Here is a 14,546-nt window from a genome sequence, read left to right as displayed (position 1 = left end):
ATACCCGGGGAAGGGTCATGTCGCGATGTGGTCGGAAATCCAGAGGGCGTCACGCCGCCCGCGGGGTTACCTTGGTCGAACTTGTGGTGACCCTCGCGGTCGCCGCGATGCTGGCGGCCATCGCCATGCCGAGCTTCTCCAACCTGGTGCGCGGAAACAGGTTGAAATCCTCTGCGAACGAAATGGTCGCAATGCTGCAGACCGCCAAGGTCGCGGCGGTCAGTCGTCGGGCCCGTGTTTCGGTCTGCCCCAGTGCCGATGGAGCCAGCTGCGCCGCCACCGTCGGTAATCGCTGGATCGCCCTGATGGTGAAGGATGGTGTCAGTACGGTGCTCCGCGACAGCACGCTGCACGAGTCGGTGGTGGTCAAATCCAGCGCAAACCTGTCGGCCGGCAATCACAGGCTCGTGTTCGTGCCCAGCGGTTTCTCTTCGGTGGGTGCCAATGCAAGTGGCACGATCGGCCTGTGCGTGGCGAATCTATCCGGCAACAATGGCATCGATGTGACGACAAACGTCAGCCGGGTCAGTACGCGGCGGCGAGCGGCGACGGCGGCCTGTACCGTACCCGCGGACAACTGAGGTCATCATGAAGCGAATTCCTTCTTTCGTGGCGCGCCGTTCCCAGCAGGGCGTCGGACTGGTTGAGGTCATGGTCGCCGTGTTGGTGCTGGCGGTCGGTCTTCTGGGCATCGCCGCCATGCAGGCCGTGACACTGAAAAACACGATGGGGTCCGCTAGTCGCTCACAGGCCGCGATCCAGATCTACTCGATGATGGACATCATTCGGGCCGATCGCGCGAATCTCGGCACCTACAACACCAACATCTACACGGCAGGCGACGGCACCGGGAATCCCGGAACCATGGCGGGTTGGCTGGATGGGTTGCGTGCCAACGTGGCCCCCGACGCCATGGGGAGGGTTGTCTGCAGGGCGAACGACATGGTCTGCACCGTTGGTGTCCAGTGGACCGATGCCAACACCACGGGGAGCAACAGCGTACCCGCCGAACTGACGATCACGAGCCAACTATGACGCATTCGCCAAGACAGGTCGTGGCGGCACAGCGCGGCTTCACATTGATTGAACTGATGGTCGCGATGCTGCTCGGCCTCCTGGTGGTGGCCGCGGCCGGCAGCCTTTTCCTGTCGAACAGTCGTGTGTATGGAGCCAGCGAGTCCATCGGGCGGATCCAGGAGAACCAGCGCAGCGCCTTCGAAATACTGGCGCGGGACATACGCGAGGCCGGGATCAATCCGTGCCTGCGAATCGATGGCGTCAATACGGATATTTTCGGAGTTCAATTGGCCGCGCCGGATGCCGTGTTCTGGTCGCGATTCGTGAATGGCATCTTCGGCGTTGACGGAACGGGAGCCAACGGCTCCGACGAGATCACGTTGTATGCGGCCAATGGCACCACTTACAGCGTGAGTGAACATAAGCGATCGGGTGATGCCATATCCGTGGGGATCGCAACCTCCGGGATCGCCAACGGTCAGCTCCTGATGATCTGCAACACCGACCATGCGGTCGTGTTTTCAGCAACGGGCGTCACCTCTTCCGGCACCACCATCGGCCACACCGGTACGGCGAACTGCGGTGCGAACTTTACCCGCCCGGGGTCAGGGTCCACGAACTGTACGGCCATGAATGCCAATCCGCGCTACTGCTTCTGGCTGGGGGCGGGCGTGGCAAAAACAGCGGCGGACACGACGGCCTGCCCAGGAGGCATCGGCTCATCGCCTGCATACGTTGTCGCACCGATCGGAGCAGTGTGGACGGTAGCGGACAACGGGCGAGGTGGCAGCTCGCTCTACCGCACACTGAACGGCGCACGTAGCGAAATCGCCGAGGGTGTGACCGCGCTGGGGCTGACCTACAAGGTCGGCACCGCAGCGAACTACGTGAACGCGGCGGGCGTCGCCGCGGCAGGTGGCTGGTCCCAGGTCACGGCGGTGCGTGCGCGGATGACCTTCCAGGCGGAACAGGGTGCGCTGAGTCGTGCCGATGTCAGGGGCGTCGACGATGCCGTGCTAACGCGTACGTTGGACGATTACATCGTGCTCAGAAATCATCAGGACATCCAATGATGAATGCACCCATCAGCTACTCTCGCGGCGCCCAGTCAGGCGCGGCATTGCCGTTCGTCCTGTTGCTGCTGTTGATCGTGACCATCCTCGGCGTTGCCTCGATGCGTGGCGCCATCATGCAGGAGCGCATGGCATCCAACACCGCCGCGCGAGGCATGGCGTTCCAGGTGGCAGAGGCCGGTCTTCGCCAGGCGGAGATCATCGTACGCGATGGCACCGTCACTTTCCCCGCATCGGGCTGCAGCGCGGGGCGGTGCGCCATGATGGCGGCGCCAGCCACGCCAGCCTGGATGGCGGCCGGCTTCTGGACCACAGGTGCCGGTTTCCAGACTGGTACCGCAGTCTCTGTAGGTTCGGTATCAGTCAGCCCAAGGTTCGTCATCGAAAACTTCGGGCAGGTCACAACAGCTTCATCTGGCGCGGGCGTCGGCATCGACATGGGCAAGCCGCCGCCGTCGGCGGGTGCCACGCAGAGCGTTTTCCGCATCACGTCCTACGCTTCGACGCCCAATGGCGCCGAGGTGGTTCTCCAGTCGTTGTACCGGCGCTGAGGGAGCGCATCATGAAGACGAAGCATATTGTTGCGCCTCGCAAACCCGCATGGACACAGAACCTGGGGGTTGCTGCGGTCACCGCGCTGGTTACGCTGATGGGGCTGCCGGCGCATGCCGTGACCACGTCTTTTCCGGATCATCCATTGTTGACGGGCGGCAACGCCATTCCGCCGAATCTTCTCCTGATCCTGGATGATTCCGGGTCGATGGAATCGGCGGTGATGCTGGCGAACGGTAGAAACAGAGAAACGACCGAACTCAACGACGACGTTTCGGATCGTTCCTATGTCACCAATACGCTCTATTACGATCCGAGAAACACATACCTGCCCTGGCGTACGTCCAGTACGGATCTGAGTGCTCGGCTTGCGTCCGCGAACTTCAGGTCAGCGGCCAGTAGCTACACCAGCCCGACGGCCAGTACAGTGGACCTCCGGAGCGCAACGAACGAGAACGGCGTTCCAGAGTCGTACTTCTACGTCCCCAGAGTGGCCAACCCGGGCACGACGGCGAGCAACTACGACAAGTATCGGATTGGCACTTCAAGTTCGTCCACGAGCTGGAATAGTGGCGCTGTCCAGAAGTTGACGGCTTCAACCCTGCTCGGCCCCGCGACCATTTCATCGATTGCAAGAAACAACTGGTCCACGTGTTTCGTCGTGAATACGAATGGCGCTGATAGCGTTACGATCCAGACGTCAGGCGGATCGGGCGATGGCGATCTGTCCGTCTATACGAGGCGGTCCGATTGCACCAGCACTGTCAGCACCAGCGCTGGCGGCACTAACAGTGAGAGCATCACGATCGACTCGCCGCAAGCGACGATCAGCTTCAGGATTTATGCGTACTCCGAAGTAAGGAATATCAGCTATACGGTGACCTCTGTTGGCTGGCCGGATATGACGCCCAGTGGAAACACCAGTGCCTTGCAGCAAGCGGAATTGCAGAACTTCGCCAACTGGTACCAGTACCACCGTACGCGCAACAAGATGGCCAAGGCCGGTGCTTCGGAAGCATTCGGGCGACTGGGCAAGAATTACCGCGTGGGCTACGACACCATCTGGAACAGGGGCGGCGGTACGGCCAACACAGGTGGTAGCGCGCCCGCACTTCCTATTCCTTATGCCACCGGAGGGGGGCTGTTCGAAGGCGCCAATCGCACCACGTTTTACAGTCGGCTTCAGGGCACCGGCGCCAGCGGCAGTACACCGCTGAAAGGGGCGCTGCAGCGTTCGGCACGCTATTTCATGACCGACGACCCCTGGAAGACGGACTCCTCAGGCGCGATGATGACCTGCCGTCAGAACTACGCCATCCTGACGACGGACGGCTACTGGAACAGCGATTCCGGCTATAACAATGTCGGGAATGCGGATGCGTCCACCAGTCGCGATGTCGATGGCAATCCACCGCAGTATCCGGACAGATATTCCGATACCGTAGCCGACGTGGCCTACAGGTACTGGAGTACGGACTTGCGTACCGATATGGCCAACAATGTCCTGACCAGCACGTCAGATCCGGCGGACTGGCAGCACATGGTCACCTTCGGCGTGTCCATCGGTCTGCAAGGCACACTGAATCCGGAGAATCCGCCGCCATCACCCTGGAACGTTGACCCGATCAACAACAGCGGCGCGCAGCGTATCGATGACCTGTGGCATGCATCGCTCAATGGTCGCGGCAAGTTTGTGGTTGCGAGCAACAGCGACAAGTTCGCCGAGGCGTTGACGGGCGCGTTGGCTGCCATCGATTCGCGCAGTGCTTCCGGTTCCAATATCGCGTCCAGTTCGACCAAGACCGACACCACTACGTTGACCTTCGTGGCCGGTTTCACTTCAGGCACGTGGGTGGGCGACCTGATCGCCAGTCCGTTCAACGCCGCGCTGACGGGTGTTTCCACCACGCCAGACTGGGTCCTGTCGCAGACATTTGCGGCGGGCCGTGCCAACGCCAACTTCCAGAACCGTACCGTGCTGACCATGAAGAGTGGCGCGGCATCGCTGTTCAACAGCGCCATGACGGGTGCTGGCGATCTGGCGGCGCGCACCGGTCAGGCGGATGCCGCCACGGCCGACGAGAACATCGCGTATATCCGAGGCGGCCAGAGCAGGGAAGTCGGCCAGGTAGGTGGAACGCTGCGCAGGCGTGCCTATCCGATCGGCGACATCGTGAATTCTTCGCCAGCGTATGTGGAAGACACCAAGACGGTTTACATCGGGGCCAACGACGGCATGCTGCATGCCATCAATGCCAACAGCGCCGATACCGCCAACCGCGGACAAGTGCTGTTTTCCTATCTGCCGAAGGGCATCGACTACACTGCGTTGGCGAGCCTCAGCGCCACGGCCTACGAGCATCGTCATTTCGTCGATGGACAGATCGACGTGACCAGCCGGGCCATGCAGGGGAGCAACAAGAACATCCTGGTCGGGGCGCTGGGGCGTGGTGGCCGTGGTGTGTTCGCTCTGGACGTGACTACGCCGACCGCCATGGGGACGAGCAACGTCCTCTGGGATCAGACGGTCAGCCGGGCGACGGCGAACGATACGACCGAACCCAATATGGGGTTCGTGCTAGGGCGTGTGCTGATCCGGAATGGCAACGGCGGCAAGACCTACGCCTTCGTTCCCAATGGTATCGACAGCCCGAACGGTTCGGCGACGCTGTTCGTCTACGAGTTGAATGCCAATGGCGGCATCGCCAGCACCACCCGGCTCGTGGCCGACAATTCCGGCGGCAATGGCTTGATGTCGCTGGGCATGGCGGACCTGAATGGAGACGGCAAGGTGGACACGGTCTACGGCGGCGACCTGAAGGGTAATGTCTGGCGCTGGGACTTCAGCGCGGCCACGCTGCCTACGAGTGCGGTGAAGCTGTTCCAGGCCATGGACGCGGCGAACAAGCCGCAGCCGATCACCGGCGGTCTGGCGGTCGGGCGCAGCAAGGCGGGAGAGATCTTCGTCGGTTTCGGTACCGGTCGCTTCCTGTCGAGCAATGACATGCCGGGCGTCGCCACGCAGACGGCGCAAACTCTCTACGGCCTGAAGGATGGTGGCAGCACGATTGCCGGCCGGGCTAATCTGCAGGCGCGTACCATTCCTTACTCCGGGACGACGGCATCGGGGGCCGCAGCGCGTGGGTTCGAGAATTACTCGGTGCTCCAGGCTGGCAAGCAGGGTTGGTACATCGATCTGACGGCACCAGAGCGCGTGATCTCGTCGCCTACGGTCTATGGGACGGCGATGTATGTGTCTTCGGTCATCCCGCCGACCGGCAGTGATTGCAACAGCTCGGCAGGTAGTGGTTTCCTGAATGCCCTCAATCTGTTCACCGGTACCAGTCCCGAGGTGGGGGGGTACTTCAGCAACAACGGGCGGATCGGCGATGGTGTTGTGGGCTCGGTCGGTATCAGTGGCGGCATGCCCACGGAAGCGAACGTGACCAGCAGTCTGGCGACGGTCGGTACTGGCGCTTTCAGCTCGGAAAATGGTGGTGCGGGCAACACCGAAAGCCAGGGAATCGAGCCGCCTGCAGGTGGTCGTGCTGCCCGCGTCAGTTGGCGTGAGGTGATGGCGCAATGATAAGCACGGAGCGTGTGATGCAACGGAAGAACAGAGGATTCACCCTGATCGAGCTGATGGTCGTGGTGGCCATCCTGGCGATCATCGCGTCCATCGCCTATCCCAGCTATATCGATTTCGTCGTGAAATCGAGGCGGTCCGCGGGGGCTGCGTGCCTGATGGAGTTGTCTCAGTTCATGGAGCGCTACGCCTCCACCAACATGGGCTATGCCGGGGCTGCATTGCCGAATGCGGCATGCACGACGGAGCTGGCCAGCCACTACGTGTTCGCTTTCTCTGCGGGCCCGGATGCGACGTCCTATACGCTGGCGGCCACCCCGCAGGGACAGCAGTCGAGCCGGGATGGGCAGTGTGGTGTCCTGAGTACGAACCAGCGTGGCACGAAGTCCGTTTCCGGATCCTATTCGGGGACGCCCGCGAAGTGCTTCTGAGAGCTTCGCTCCCGCGCTGAATCTATCGGCGAAGCACTACAACGACAAAGGCCGCGATCACTCGCGGCCTTTGTCGTTCTTGAATCTGGCGCCCGAAGTTGGACTCGAACCAACGACCCCCTGATTAACAGTCAAGTGCTCTAACCGGCTGAGCTATTCGGGCGGGGCGCGTATTGTAGCCAGCGATTCGGGCTGGGACAAGCCTCGGGAGGCAGAGGGTGCGCCATGAGGAGCCTGGCCCCCGTAGGTCTGGAATCAACACGGCGTCGTCAGGTTGCCGCGCATGGCGCGTGCGCGGCCTGTATTGTTCAGTATGACGCTGTTGGCCACGCGCCCGTTGTAGCAGATCCGGATGGTCAGGTTGGCGCCGTAGCTCATGCCGGTCGGCTGGTAGCGGACATGTCGGCGTCCCTCGGTGGAGACCACGCGGATGCTCGGGGTGTCGGGCACGGTCTCGTTCCGGTAGATGTCGTTGCCATCGTCTGGATCGCGGTTCCCGTCCGGATCGCGAAAGGACAGCCAATGGCCGCCCCAGTCGGTGTCCTGCCTGCAGGTGCCGCCGCCATCGCTCGGACATACCACGACCGGCACATTGTGGCTGATGGCGGTCATCCGGGCCGAAGCCAAGTGGGACATCAGCAGATTCGTCACCGCCTTGGCCTGTTGACGGGATCGGAACTCTCGCATCGACGGCAGACTGATGGCGACCATCAGCGCCAGGACGGAGAGGGTGACTGAAAGCTCCACCAGCGTGAAACCCTGCGCGGGTGCAGCGGGGTGTGCAGGACTTCCTCGACGGGAAGACGAAGGCATCCATGCCATCGACGACTCCTTGAATTTAACGGGACGTAAGCAGGTTCGTTCCAGGGTGACGATGCAGCCATCAGGTCAGGCCTTGTCCGCGTGTAGGAGTTTGCCTGTCCGGCGCTCACATCCGCGGGGATATACTGGAATGTCGATGGCCAATCCCCCTGCGATGACTGACCGTTTCCAGCTCGTTTCCCCCTATTCCCCGGCCGGCGACCAGCCGCAGGCGATCCGGAAGCTCACCGAGAATTTCGAGGCGGGTCTGGCGAAGCAGACGCTGCTGGGCGTGACGGGCTCGGGCAAGACCTACACCATCGCCAACGTGGTGCAGCAGGTGCAGAAGCCGACCTTGATCATGGCGCCGAACAAGACGCTGGCGGCGCAACTGTATGGCGAGTTCAAGGCGTTCTTCCCGCACAACGCGGTGGAGTACTTCGTCAGCTATTACGACTACTACCAGCCCGAGGCCTACGTGCCGTCGAGCGATACCTTCATCGAGAAGGACAGCTCGATCAACGAACACATCGAGCAGATGCGGCTGGCGGCGACCAAGACGTTGCTCTCGCGCCCGGATGCGCTGGTGGTGGCCACCGTGTCCGCCATCTACGGCCTGGGTGCGCCCGAAGACTATCTGTCGCTGCGGCTGATCCTGTCGCTGGGCGAACGGATCGACCAGCGCGAGCTCATTCGCCACCTGACCCAGCTGCAGTACACCCGCAACGAGTACGAACTACAGCGCGGTACGTTCCGCGTGCGTGGCGAGATCATCGATGTGCACCCCGCGGAAAGCGATGCCGAAGCGGTCCGCATCGAGCTGTTCGATGGCGAGGTCGAGGGACTCAGCCTGTTCGACCCGCTCACCGGTGAGTCGCTGCGCAAGCTGCAGCGTTACACCGTCTATCCCAAGACCCACTACGCCACCACGCGCGAGCGGGTGCTGGCGGCGATCGACACCATCAAGGTCGAGCTGAAGGAGCGGCTGGAACAGCTCTATTCGCAGAACAAGCTGGTCGAGGCACAGCGGCTGGCGCAGCGGACCCAGTTCGACGTGGAGATGATGGCTGAAGTGGGCTTCTGCTCCGGCATCGAGAACTACTCGCGCCATCTGACCGGCAAGGCGCCGGGCGAGCCGCCGCCGACGTTGTTCGACTACCTGCCGGCGGACGCCTTGCTGGTCATCGACGAGTCGCACGTGACCATTCCGCAGATCGGCGCCATGTACAAGGGCGATCGCTCGCGCAAGGAAACGCTGGTGGAATTCGGCTTCCGACTGCCGTCGGCGCTGGACAACCGGCCGTTGCGTTTCGAAGAGTGGGAGGTCCGCTCGCCGCGCAGCATCTATGTCTCGGCGACGCCCGGCCCGTACGAGTTGCGTGAATCCAACGGCGAGATCGTCGAGCTGGTGGTGCGTCCCACCGGCCTGATCGATCCGGAGGTGGAGATTCGTCCCGTCGGTACCCAGGTCGATGACTTGCTGTCGCAGATCAACGAGCGCGTGTCGTGGGGCGATCGCGTGCTGGTCACCACGCTGACCAAGCGCATGGCCGAGAACCTGACCGAGTATCTGGGCGAACACGGCATCAAGGTCCGTTACCTGCACTCGGACGTGGACACCGTCGAGCGCGTGGAGATCATCCGCGACCTCCGGCTGGGCAAGTTCGACGTGCTGGTCGGCATCAACCTGCTGCGCGAGGGTCTGGACATGCCGGAGGTGTCGCTGGTGGCGATCCTCGACGCCGATAAGGAGGGCTTCCTGCGCTCCACCGGTTCGCTGATCCAGACCATCGGCCGCGCCGCGCGCAACCTGCGCGGCAAGGCGATCCTGTACGCCGACAAGATCACCCGCTCGATGCAGGCGGCGATGGACGAGACCTCCCGCCGGCGCGAGAAGCAGGTGGAGTACAACCTCGAACACGGCATCACGCCGAAATCCGTGGCCCGTCCCATCGTGGACATCCTGGAGGGCGCCCGCAGCGAGGCGGCCAACGAGGGCAAGCCCGGGCGAGGCAAGTCGCGCCGGGTGGCCGAGGAGCCTGCCGAGTACGGGGTGATGGATCCGGCCCAGGCGGTCGCCCGCATCAAGGCGCTGGAGCAGCAGATGTACCAGCACGCGCGCGACCTGGAATTCGAGGATGCGGCGCGCCTGCGTGACCAGATCCAGCGACTGAAGGAAGCCAGCCTGGGCGGTTGATCGACCTGATCGCATGACCCGGTTGTCGGCGACCCCGCTTCCGGGCTAGAATTCGCGCCCCTGCAAAGGGCAGACCGGGCGGTTAGCTCAGCGGTAGAGCACTACCTTGACATGGTAGGGGTCACAGGTTCGAACCCTGTACCGCCCACCACGCTTCCACGGCGTGGATTCCGGACTTCTGGGGCCAGCCCGATGCGCCATCTTCATCACGAGGTGGCCCGCGGCAACGCCGGCCGAGCGTGCGACATGAGCACTACCATCGCCTGAACCCGGTAATGCCCGAGGCACTGCATCCCGTAGGCGCCCTCGTGGCGCTTTTTTCATGTCATTCGTTCGTCCCTGAACAACAGCCCGGCCCTCCCTGGCCGGACTTTCCAATGCCAACGCCCTGTTCGCAGGCAACCGGATAGCCCTACCGATGATCACCATCACGCTCCCCGACGGCAGCCGCCGCGAGTTCGAGAACCCCGTTTCCGTCATGCAGGTGGCGCAGTCCATCGGTGCCGGCCTGGCCAAGGCCACCGTGGCCGGTGCGGTCGACGGCGTGCTGGTCGATGCCAGCGACGTCATCGACCACGATGCAGCGCTGCGCATCATCACGCCGAAGGACGAGGAGGGCGTCGAGATCATCCGCCACTCCTGCGCCCACCTGGTCGGCCACGCGGTGAAGCAGCTGTATCCGGACGTGAAGATGGTGATCGGCCCGGTCATCGCCGAGGGCTTCTACTACGACATCTACAGCGAGCGCCCGTTCACGCCCGAAGACCTGGCGGCGGTCGAGCAGCGCATGCAGGAACTGATCGCGCAGGACTACGACGTCATCAAGAAGATGACGCCGCGCGCCGAGGTCGTGGAGGTGTTCAAGTCCCGCGGCGAGGACTACAAGCTGCGCCTGATCGACGACATGGGTCCGGACGTCACGGCGATGGGCCTGTACTACCACCAGGAATACGTCGACATGTGCCGCGGCCCGCACGTGCCCAACACGCGCTTCCTGAAGGCGTTCAAGCTGACGCGCATCTCCGGCGCCTACTGGCGCGGCGACGCCAAGAACGAGCAGCTGCAGCGCATCTACGGGACGGCCTGGGCCGACAAGAAGCAGCTGGAGGCCTACATCCAGCGCATCGAGGAAGCCGAGAAGCGCGACCACCGCAAGATCGGCAAGCAGCAGGAGCTGTTCCACCTGCAGGAAGAGGCGCCGGGCCTGGTGTTCTGGCACCCCAAGGGCTGGGCCATCTGGCAGGTGGTCGAGCAGTACATGCGCAAGGTCTACCGCGACAGCGGTTACCAGGAAGTGCGCTGCCCGCAGATCCTCGACGTGGCCCTGTGGAAGAAGTCCGGCCACTGGGACAACTACAAGGAAAACATGTTCTTCAGCGAGTCGGAGAACCGCACCTATGCGGTCAAGCCGATGAACTGCCCCGGCCATGTGCAGGTGTTCAACCAAGGCCTGCACAGCTACCGCGACCTGCCGATCCGTTACGGCGAGTTCGGTGCCTGCCACCGCAACGAGCCGTCCGGCGCGCTGCACGGCATCCTGCGCGTGCGCGGCTTCACCCAAGACGATGGCCATATCTTCTGCACGGAAGACCAGATCGAGGCCGAGGTGACGGCGTTCCACCAGCAGGCACTGAAGGTCTACTCGGACTTCGGCTTCGAGGACATCCAGATCAAGATCGCCCTGCGCCCCGAATCGCGCCTGGGCGACGACGCCACCTGGGACAAGGCCGAGGCGGCCTTGCGTGCCGCGCTGCGCAGCTGCGGGGTGGAGTGGCAGGAGCTGCCGGGCGAGGGCGCGTTCTACGGCCCGAAGATCGAGTACCACCTGAAGGATGCCATCGGCCGGACCTGGCAGCTGGGCACGATGCAGGTCGATTTCATGATGCCGGGCCGCCTGGGCGCCGAGTATGTGGACGAGAACAGCCAGCGGCAGCAGCCGGTCATGCTGCACCGGGCCATCGTAGGCTCGATGGAGCGCTTCATCGGCATCCTGATCGAGCACCACGCTGGTGCATTCCCGTCCTGGCTGGCCCCCCAGCAGGCGGTGGTGATGAATATCACCGACGCCCAGGCCGATTATGTGGCCGAAGTCCGGAAAACCCTTGCAAATCAAGGCTTCCGGGTGGCGGCCGATTTGCGGAACGAGAAGATCGGCTATAAGATTCGCGAGCACACGCTGCAGCGGGTGCCTTACCTGCTGGTGGTCGGCGACCGCGAGAAGGAAAATGGCGCCATCGCCGTGCGTACGCGTTCCGGTGAGGATCTGGGCAGCATGTCCGTTGCCGCTTTCGCCGAACGTTTGCGTAACGAGCACGCCGCGCAATAATTGGTTCCGGCCCCTCGCGGTCCGGCGCACCCCTCCCTGGAGACTGCAACATCAGCATCCCTGACAACAAGCAAAACCGTAAGAACCACGAAATCCGCGTGCCGCGGGTACGCGTGATCGGTTCCGATGGCGAGATGATCGGCGTGCTTTCGCGCGACGAAGCCCTGGCCAAGGCGGAAGACGAAGGCCTGGATCTGGTCGAGATCCAGCCCAACGCCGAGCCGCCCGTCTGCAAGATCATGGACTTCGGCAAGTTCAAGTTCGAAATGCAGAAGAAGGCCAACGAGGCCAAGAAGAAGCAGAAGCAGGTCGAGATCAAGGAACTCAAGTTCCGCCCCGTCACCGACGAGGGCGACTACCAGATCAAGATGCGCAACATCCGCCGCTTCCTGGAAGAGGGCGACAAGGTCAAGGTCAACATCCGCTTCCGTGGCCGCGAAATGAGCCACCAGGAACTGGGTCGCGAGATGGCCGCGCGCATCGAGGCCGAGCTTGGCGACGAGATCGTCATCGAGTCCCGGCCGCGCCTGGAAGGTCGCCAGATGGTCATGATGATCGCGCCGAAGAAGAAGTGATCCCGCCGCCTCCGGGCGCAGGATCGACGGAAGGCGCCGCAAGGCGCCTTTCCCGTTTCCGGCCCCAGTCCGGGGCTAAGTGGCCGGATTTGCAAGAAAAAACGGCAGCGGGCATAATACGCGGCCCGGTACGCCGGGAGGCTGTTCGCAGCCGATGGACCCGTCGCAGGTTCCGCTCTGGAATCAACGACTTACAAGCCGATATGGGCATGGATGGAAAGTGTGGCCCTCGTGGTCGCCGCCCGGATCAGTGACATAAACCCGTCAAGGACATAGCAATGCCCAAGATCAAGACCCACCGGGCGGCGGCGAAGCGTTTTCGCAAGACCGCATCCGGCAAGTTCAAGGCTGGCCACGCCAACCGTAGCCACATCCTCACCAAGAAAGCGACCAAGCGTAAGCGCGGCCTGCGTGCGACGAATATCATTCGCGCCGAGGACAGCGGCCGTTTGAACCGCATGCTTCCCTACCTCTGAGGACTGAGACATGGCACGAGTTAAGCGTGGCGTGACGGCGCGTCGCCGTCACAAGAAAGTCCTTCACCTCGCCAAGGGCTACTACAACGCCCGTCGCAAGGTATTCCGCGTCGCCAAGCAGGCGGTGATCAAGGCGGGTCAGTACGCCTACATCGGCCGCAAGCAGAAGAAGCGCAACTTCCGTTCGCTGTGGATCACGCGTATCAACGCGGCCGCCCGTCTGAACGGTCTGAGCTACAGCCGTTTCATGAACGGCCTGCTGAAGGCTGGCATCACCCTGGACCGCAAGGTGCTGGCGGACATCGCCGTGCACGATGCGACCGGTTTTGCGGCCCTGGCTGAAAAGGCGAAGGGCGCACTCGCGGCGTAAGCCGCGTCTCCACCGTAAAGCACTCCGGCAGTCCATCGCCGGGAACACGTGGGGAAGGGCGCGAGTCCTTCCCCATTGTTTTTTGTGGTTTCTGTTTTTGTGCCACAGGCTGGCACCCTCTCATGGACCTCCAATGAGCGAAATCGAATCCCTGTCCACGCAGGCGCTGGCCGACATCGCCGCCGCGCAGACGCCCGACGTGGTGGAGCAGTTGCGTGTCGCGCTGCTCGGCAAGAGCGGCAGCGTGACGTCGCAGCTGAAGCAGTTGGGTGCGCTGCCCGCCGATCAGCGCAAGACCGCCGGCGAAGCGATCAACCGCGCCCGTGACGTCATTGGCGAAGCGCTGTCGGCCCGCAAAATTGTGCTGGAAGATGCCGCACTCGACGCGCGCCTGGCCGGTGAAACGATCGACGTGACGCTGCCGGGCCGCAACGGCGCCCGTGGCGGCCTGCATCCGATCAGCCGCACGCTGGAGCGCATCGCCGACATCTTCGGTCGCCTGGGCTACGAACTGGCGGACGGTCCGGAAATCGAGGACGACCAGCACAACTTCGAGGCGCTGAATTTCCCGCCGCACCATCCGGCGCGTGCGATGCACGACACGTTCTATTTCGGCGACGGCCGCCTGCTGCGCACGCATACCTCCGGCGTGCAGGTTCGCTACATGGACAGCCACCAGCCCCCGCTGCGCATGATCGCGGCCGGCAAGGTCTACCGCAGCGACAGCGACCAGACCCATTCGCCGATGTTCCATCAGGTCGAGGGCCTGCTGGTGGACGAGCATTCGACCTTCGCCGACCTCAAGGGCACGCTGGCCGAGTTCGTGCGTGCGTTCTTCGAGCGCGATTTCGAGATGCGCTTCCGTCCCAGCTACTTCCCGTTCGTCGAACCTGGCGCCGAAGTCGACATCGCCTGGCAGCAGCCCGATGGCAGCACGCGCTGGCTGGAAGTACTCGGCTGCGGCATGGTGCATCCCAACGTGCTGCGCAACTGCGGCATCGATCCGGAGCGCTACACCGGCTTCGCCTTCGGCCTCGGCGTGGAGCGCTTCGCGATGTTGCGTTACGGCGTCAACGACCTGCGCGCGTTCTTCGAGAACGATGTGCGGTTCCTGAAGCAGTTCGCGTAGGACAGGCTCACGC

At 63.1% G+C, this 14,546-nt stretch carries 13 protein-coding genes and 2 tRNA genes; 13 read left to right on the top strand and 2 right to left on the bottom strand.

All coding sequences use genetic code 11. From position 1 onward, the window contains the following. Nucleotides 1-17: 17 nt before the first annotated feature. From IB230_RS05890 to IB230_RS05865, 6 genes are read left to right on the top strand one after another with little or no spacing between them, the layout of a single operon-like run. Nucleotides 18-581 (top strand): GspH/FimT family pseudopilin, encoded by a 564-nt coding sequence (locus IB230_RS05890; protein ID WP_225589216.1) that lies wholly within the window; start codon nucleotides 18-20, stop codon nucleotides 579-581. 7 nt (nucleotides 582-588) lie between these two features. Continuing rightward, nucleotides 589-1,035, top strand: a complete 447-nt coding sequence (gene pilV / locus IB230_RS05885; RefSeq protein ID WP_192269950.1) for a type IV pilus modification protein PilV — start codon at nucleotides 589-591, stop codon at nucleotides 1,033-1,035. Next, nucleotides 1,032-2,090, top strand: coding sequence for a prepilin-type N-terminal cleavage/methylation domain-containing protein (locus IB230_RS05880; protein ID WP_192269947.1), 1,059 nt, complete (start codon nucleotides 1,032-1,034; stop codon nucleotides 2,088-2,090). The genes pilV and IB230_RS05880 overlap by 4 nt, the downstream gene beginning before the upstream one ends. Further along, nucleotides 2,090-2,641 (top strand): PilX N-terminal domain-containing pilus assembly protein, encoded by a 552-nt coding sequence (locus IB230_RS05875; RefSeq protein WP_192269945.1) that lies wholly within the window; start codon nucleotides 2,090-2,092, stop codon nucleotides 2,639-2,641. The genes IB230_RS05880 and IB230_RS05875 overlap by 1 nt, the downstream gene beginning before the upstream one ends. An 11-nt stretch (nucleotides 2,642-2,652) precedes the next feature. Then, nucleotides 2,653-6,228 (top strand): PilC/PilY family type IV pilus protein, encoded by a 3,576-nt coding sequence (locus IB230_RS05870; protein WP_192269942.1) that lies wholly within the window; start codon nucleotides 2,653-2,655, stop codon nucleotides 6,226-6,228. A 17-nt stretch (nucleotides 6,229-6,245) separates the two neighbouring features. After that, entirely contained in the window at nucleotides 6,246-6,659 is a 414-nt protein-coding gene (locus tag IB230_RS05865; protein ID WP_192269938.1) for a type IV pilin protein, read from the top strand. Between the two features lie 86 nt (nucleotides 6,660-6,745). Here IB230_RS05865 and IB230_RS05860 read toward each other — a convergent pair. Together IB230_RS05860 and IB230_RS05855 are read right to left on the bottom strand one after the other, a co-directional pair. Beyond that, a tRNA-Asn gene (locus tag IB230_RS05860) sits at nucleotides 6,746-6,822 on the bottom strand. 92 nt (nucleotides 6,823-6,914) lie between these two features. Further along, nucleotides 6,915-7,481: a GspH/FimT family pseudopilin gene (locus IB230_RS05855; protein ID WP_192269935.1), complete on the bottom strand. Its 567-nt coding sequence runs from the start codon at nucleotides 7,479-7,481 to the stop codon at nucleotides 6,915-6,917. A gap of 154 nt (nucleotides 7,482-7,635) precedes the next feature. On the opposite strand from IB230_RS05855, the gene uvrB reads away from it, so the two are divergent. The 7 genes from uvrB (at nucleotide 7,636) to pheS (ending at nucleotide 14,533) form a co-directional block, all read left to right on the top strand. Next, nucleotides 7,636-9,657 carry an excinuclease ABC subunit UvrB gene (uvrB, locus tag IB230_RS05850; protein WP_192271311.1) on the top strand — a complete coding sequence of 674 codons (2,022 nt, stop codon included), beginning with the start codon at nucleotides 7,636-7,638 and terminating at the stop codon, nucleotides 9,655-9,657. A gap of 76 nt (nucleotides 9,658-9,733) precedes the next feature. Then, nucleotides 9,734-9,808, top strand: a tRNA-Val gene (locus tag IB230_RS05845). Nucleotides 9,809-10,075: 267 nt separating this feature from the next. After that, entirely contained in the window at nucleotides 10,076-11,983 is a 1,908-nt protein-coding gene (thrS, locus tag IB230_RS05840) for a threonine--tRNA ligase (protein WP_192269931.1), read from the top strand. A gap of 50 nt (nucleotides 11,984-12,033) precedes the next feature. Further along, a complete protein-coding gene (infC, locus tag IB230_RS05835; RefSeq protein WP_343227287.1) occupies nucleotides 12,034-12,558 on the top strand; it encodes a translation initiation factor IF-3 in 525 nt (174 codons plus the stop codon). 278 nt (nucleotides 12,559-12,836) lie between these two features. Continuing rightward, a complete protein-coding gene (gene rpmI / locus IB230_RS05830; RefSeq protein ID WP_014160066.1) occupies nucleotides 12,837-13,034 on the top strand; it encodes a 50S ribosomal protein L35 in 198 nt (65 codons plus the stop codon). Between the two features lie 10 nt (nucleotides 13,035-13,044). Then, complete coding sequence (gene rplT, locus IB230_RS05825; RefSeq protein ID WP_056878215.1) at nucleotides 13,045-13,404, top strand: 50S ribosomal protein L20; 360 nt, start codon at nucleotides 13,045-13,047, stop codon at nucleotides 13,402-13,404. Between the two features lie 133 nt (nucleotides 13,405-13,537). Further along, the gene (gene pheS, locus IB230_RS05820) at nucleotides 13,538-14,533 is read left to right on the top strand and encodes a phenylalanine--tRNA ligase subunit alpha (RefSeq protein WP_192269928.1); all 996 of its coding nucleotides are present in this window, start codon (nucleotides 13,538-13,540) and stop codon (nucleotides 14,531-14,533) included. Nucleotides 14,534-14,546 lie beyond the last annotated feature (13 nt).

Origin of the sequence: Pseudoxanthomonas sp. PXM01 (genome assembly GCF_014851815.1) — a bacterium.
Taxonomy (GTDB): domain Bacteria; phylum Pseudomonadota; class Gammaproteobacteria; order Xanthomonadales; family Xanthomonadaceae; genus Pseudoxanthomonas_A.
This window is presented reverse-complemented; position numbering and strand designations above follow the sequence as displayed.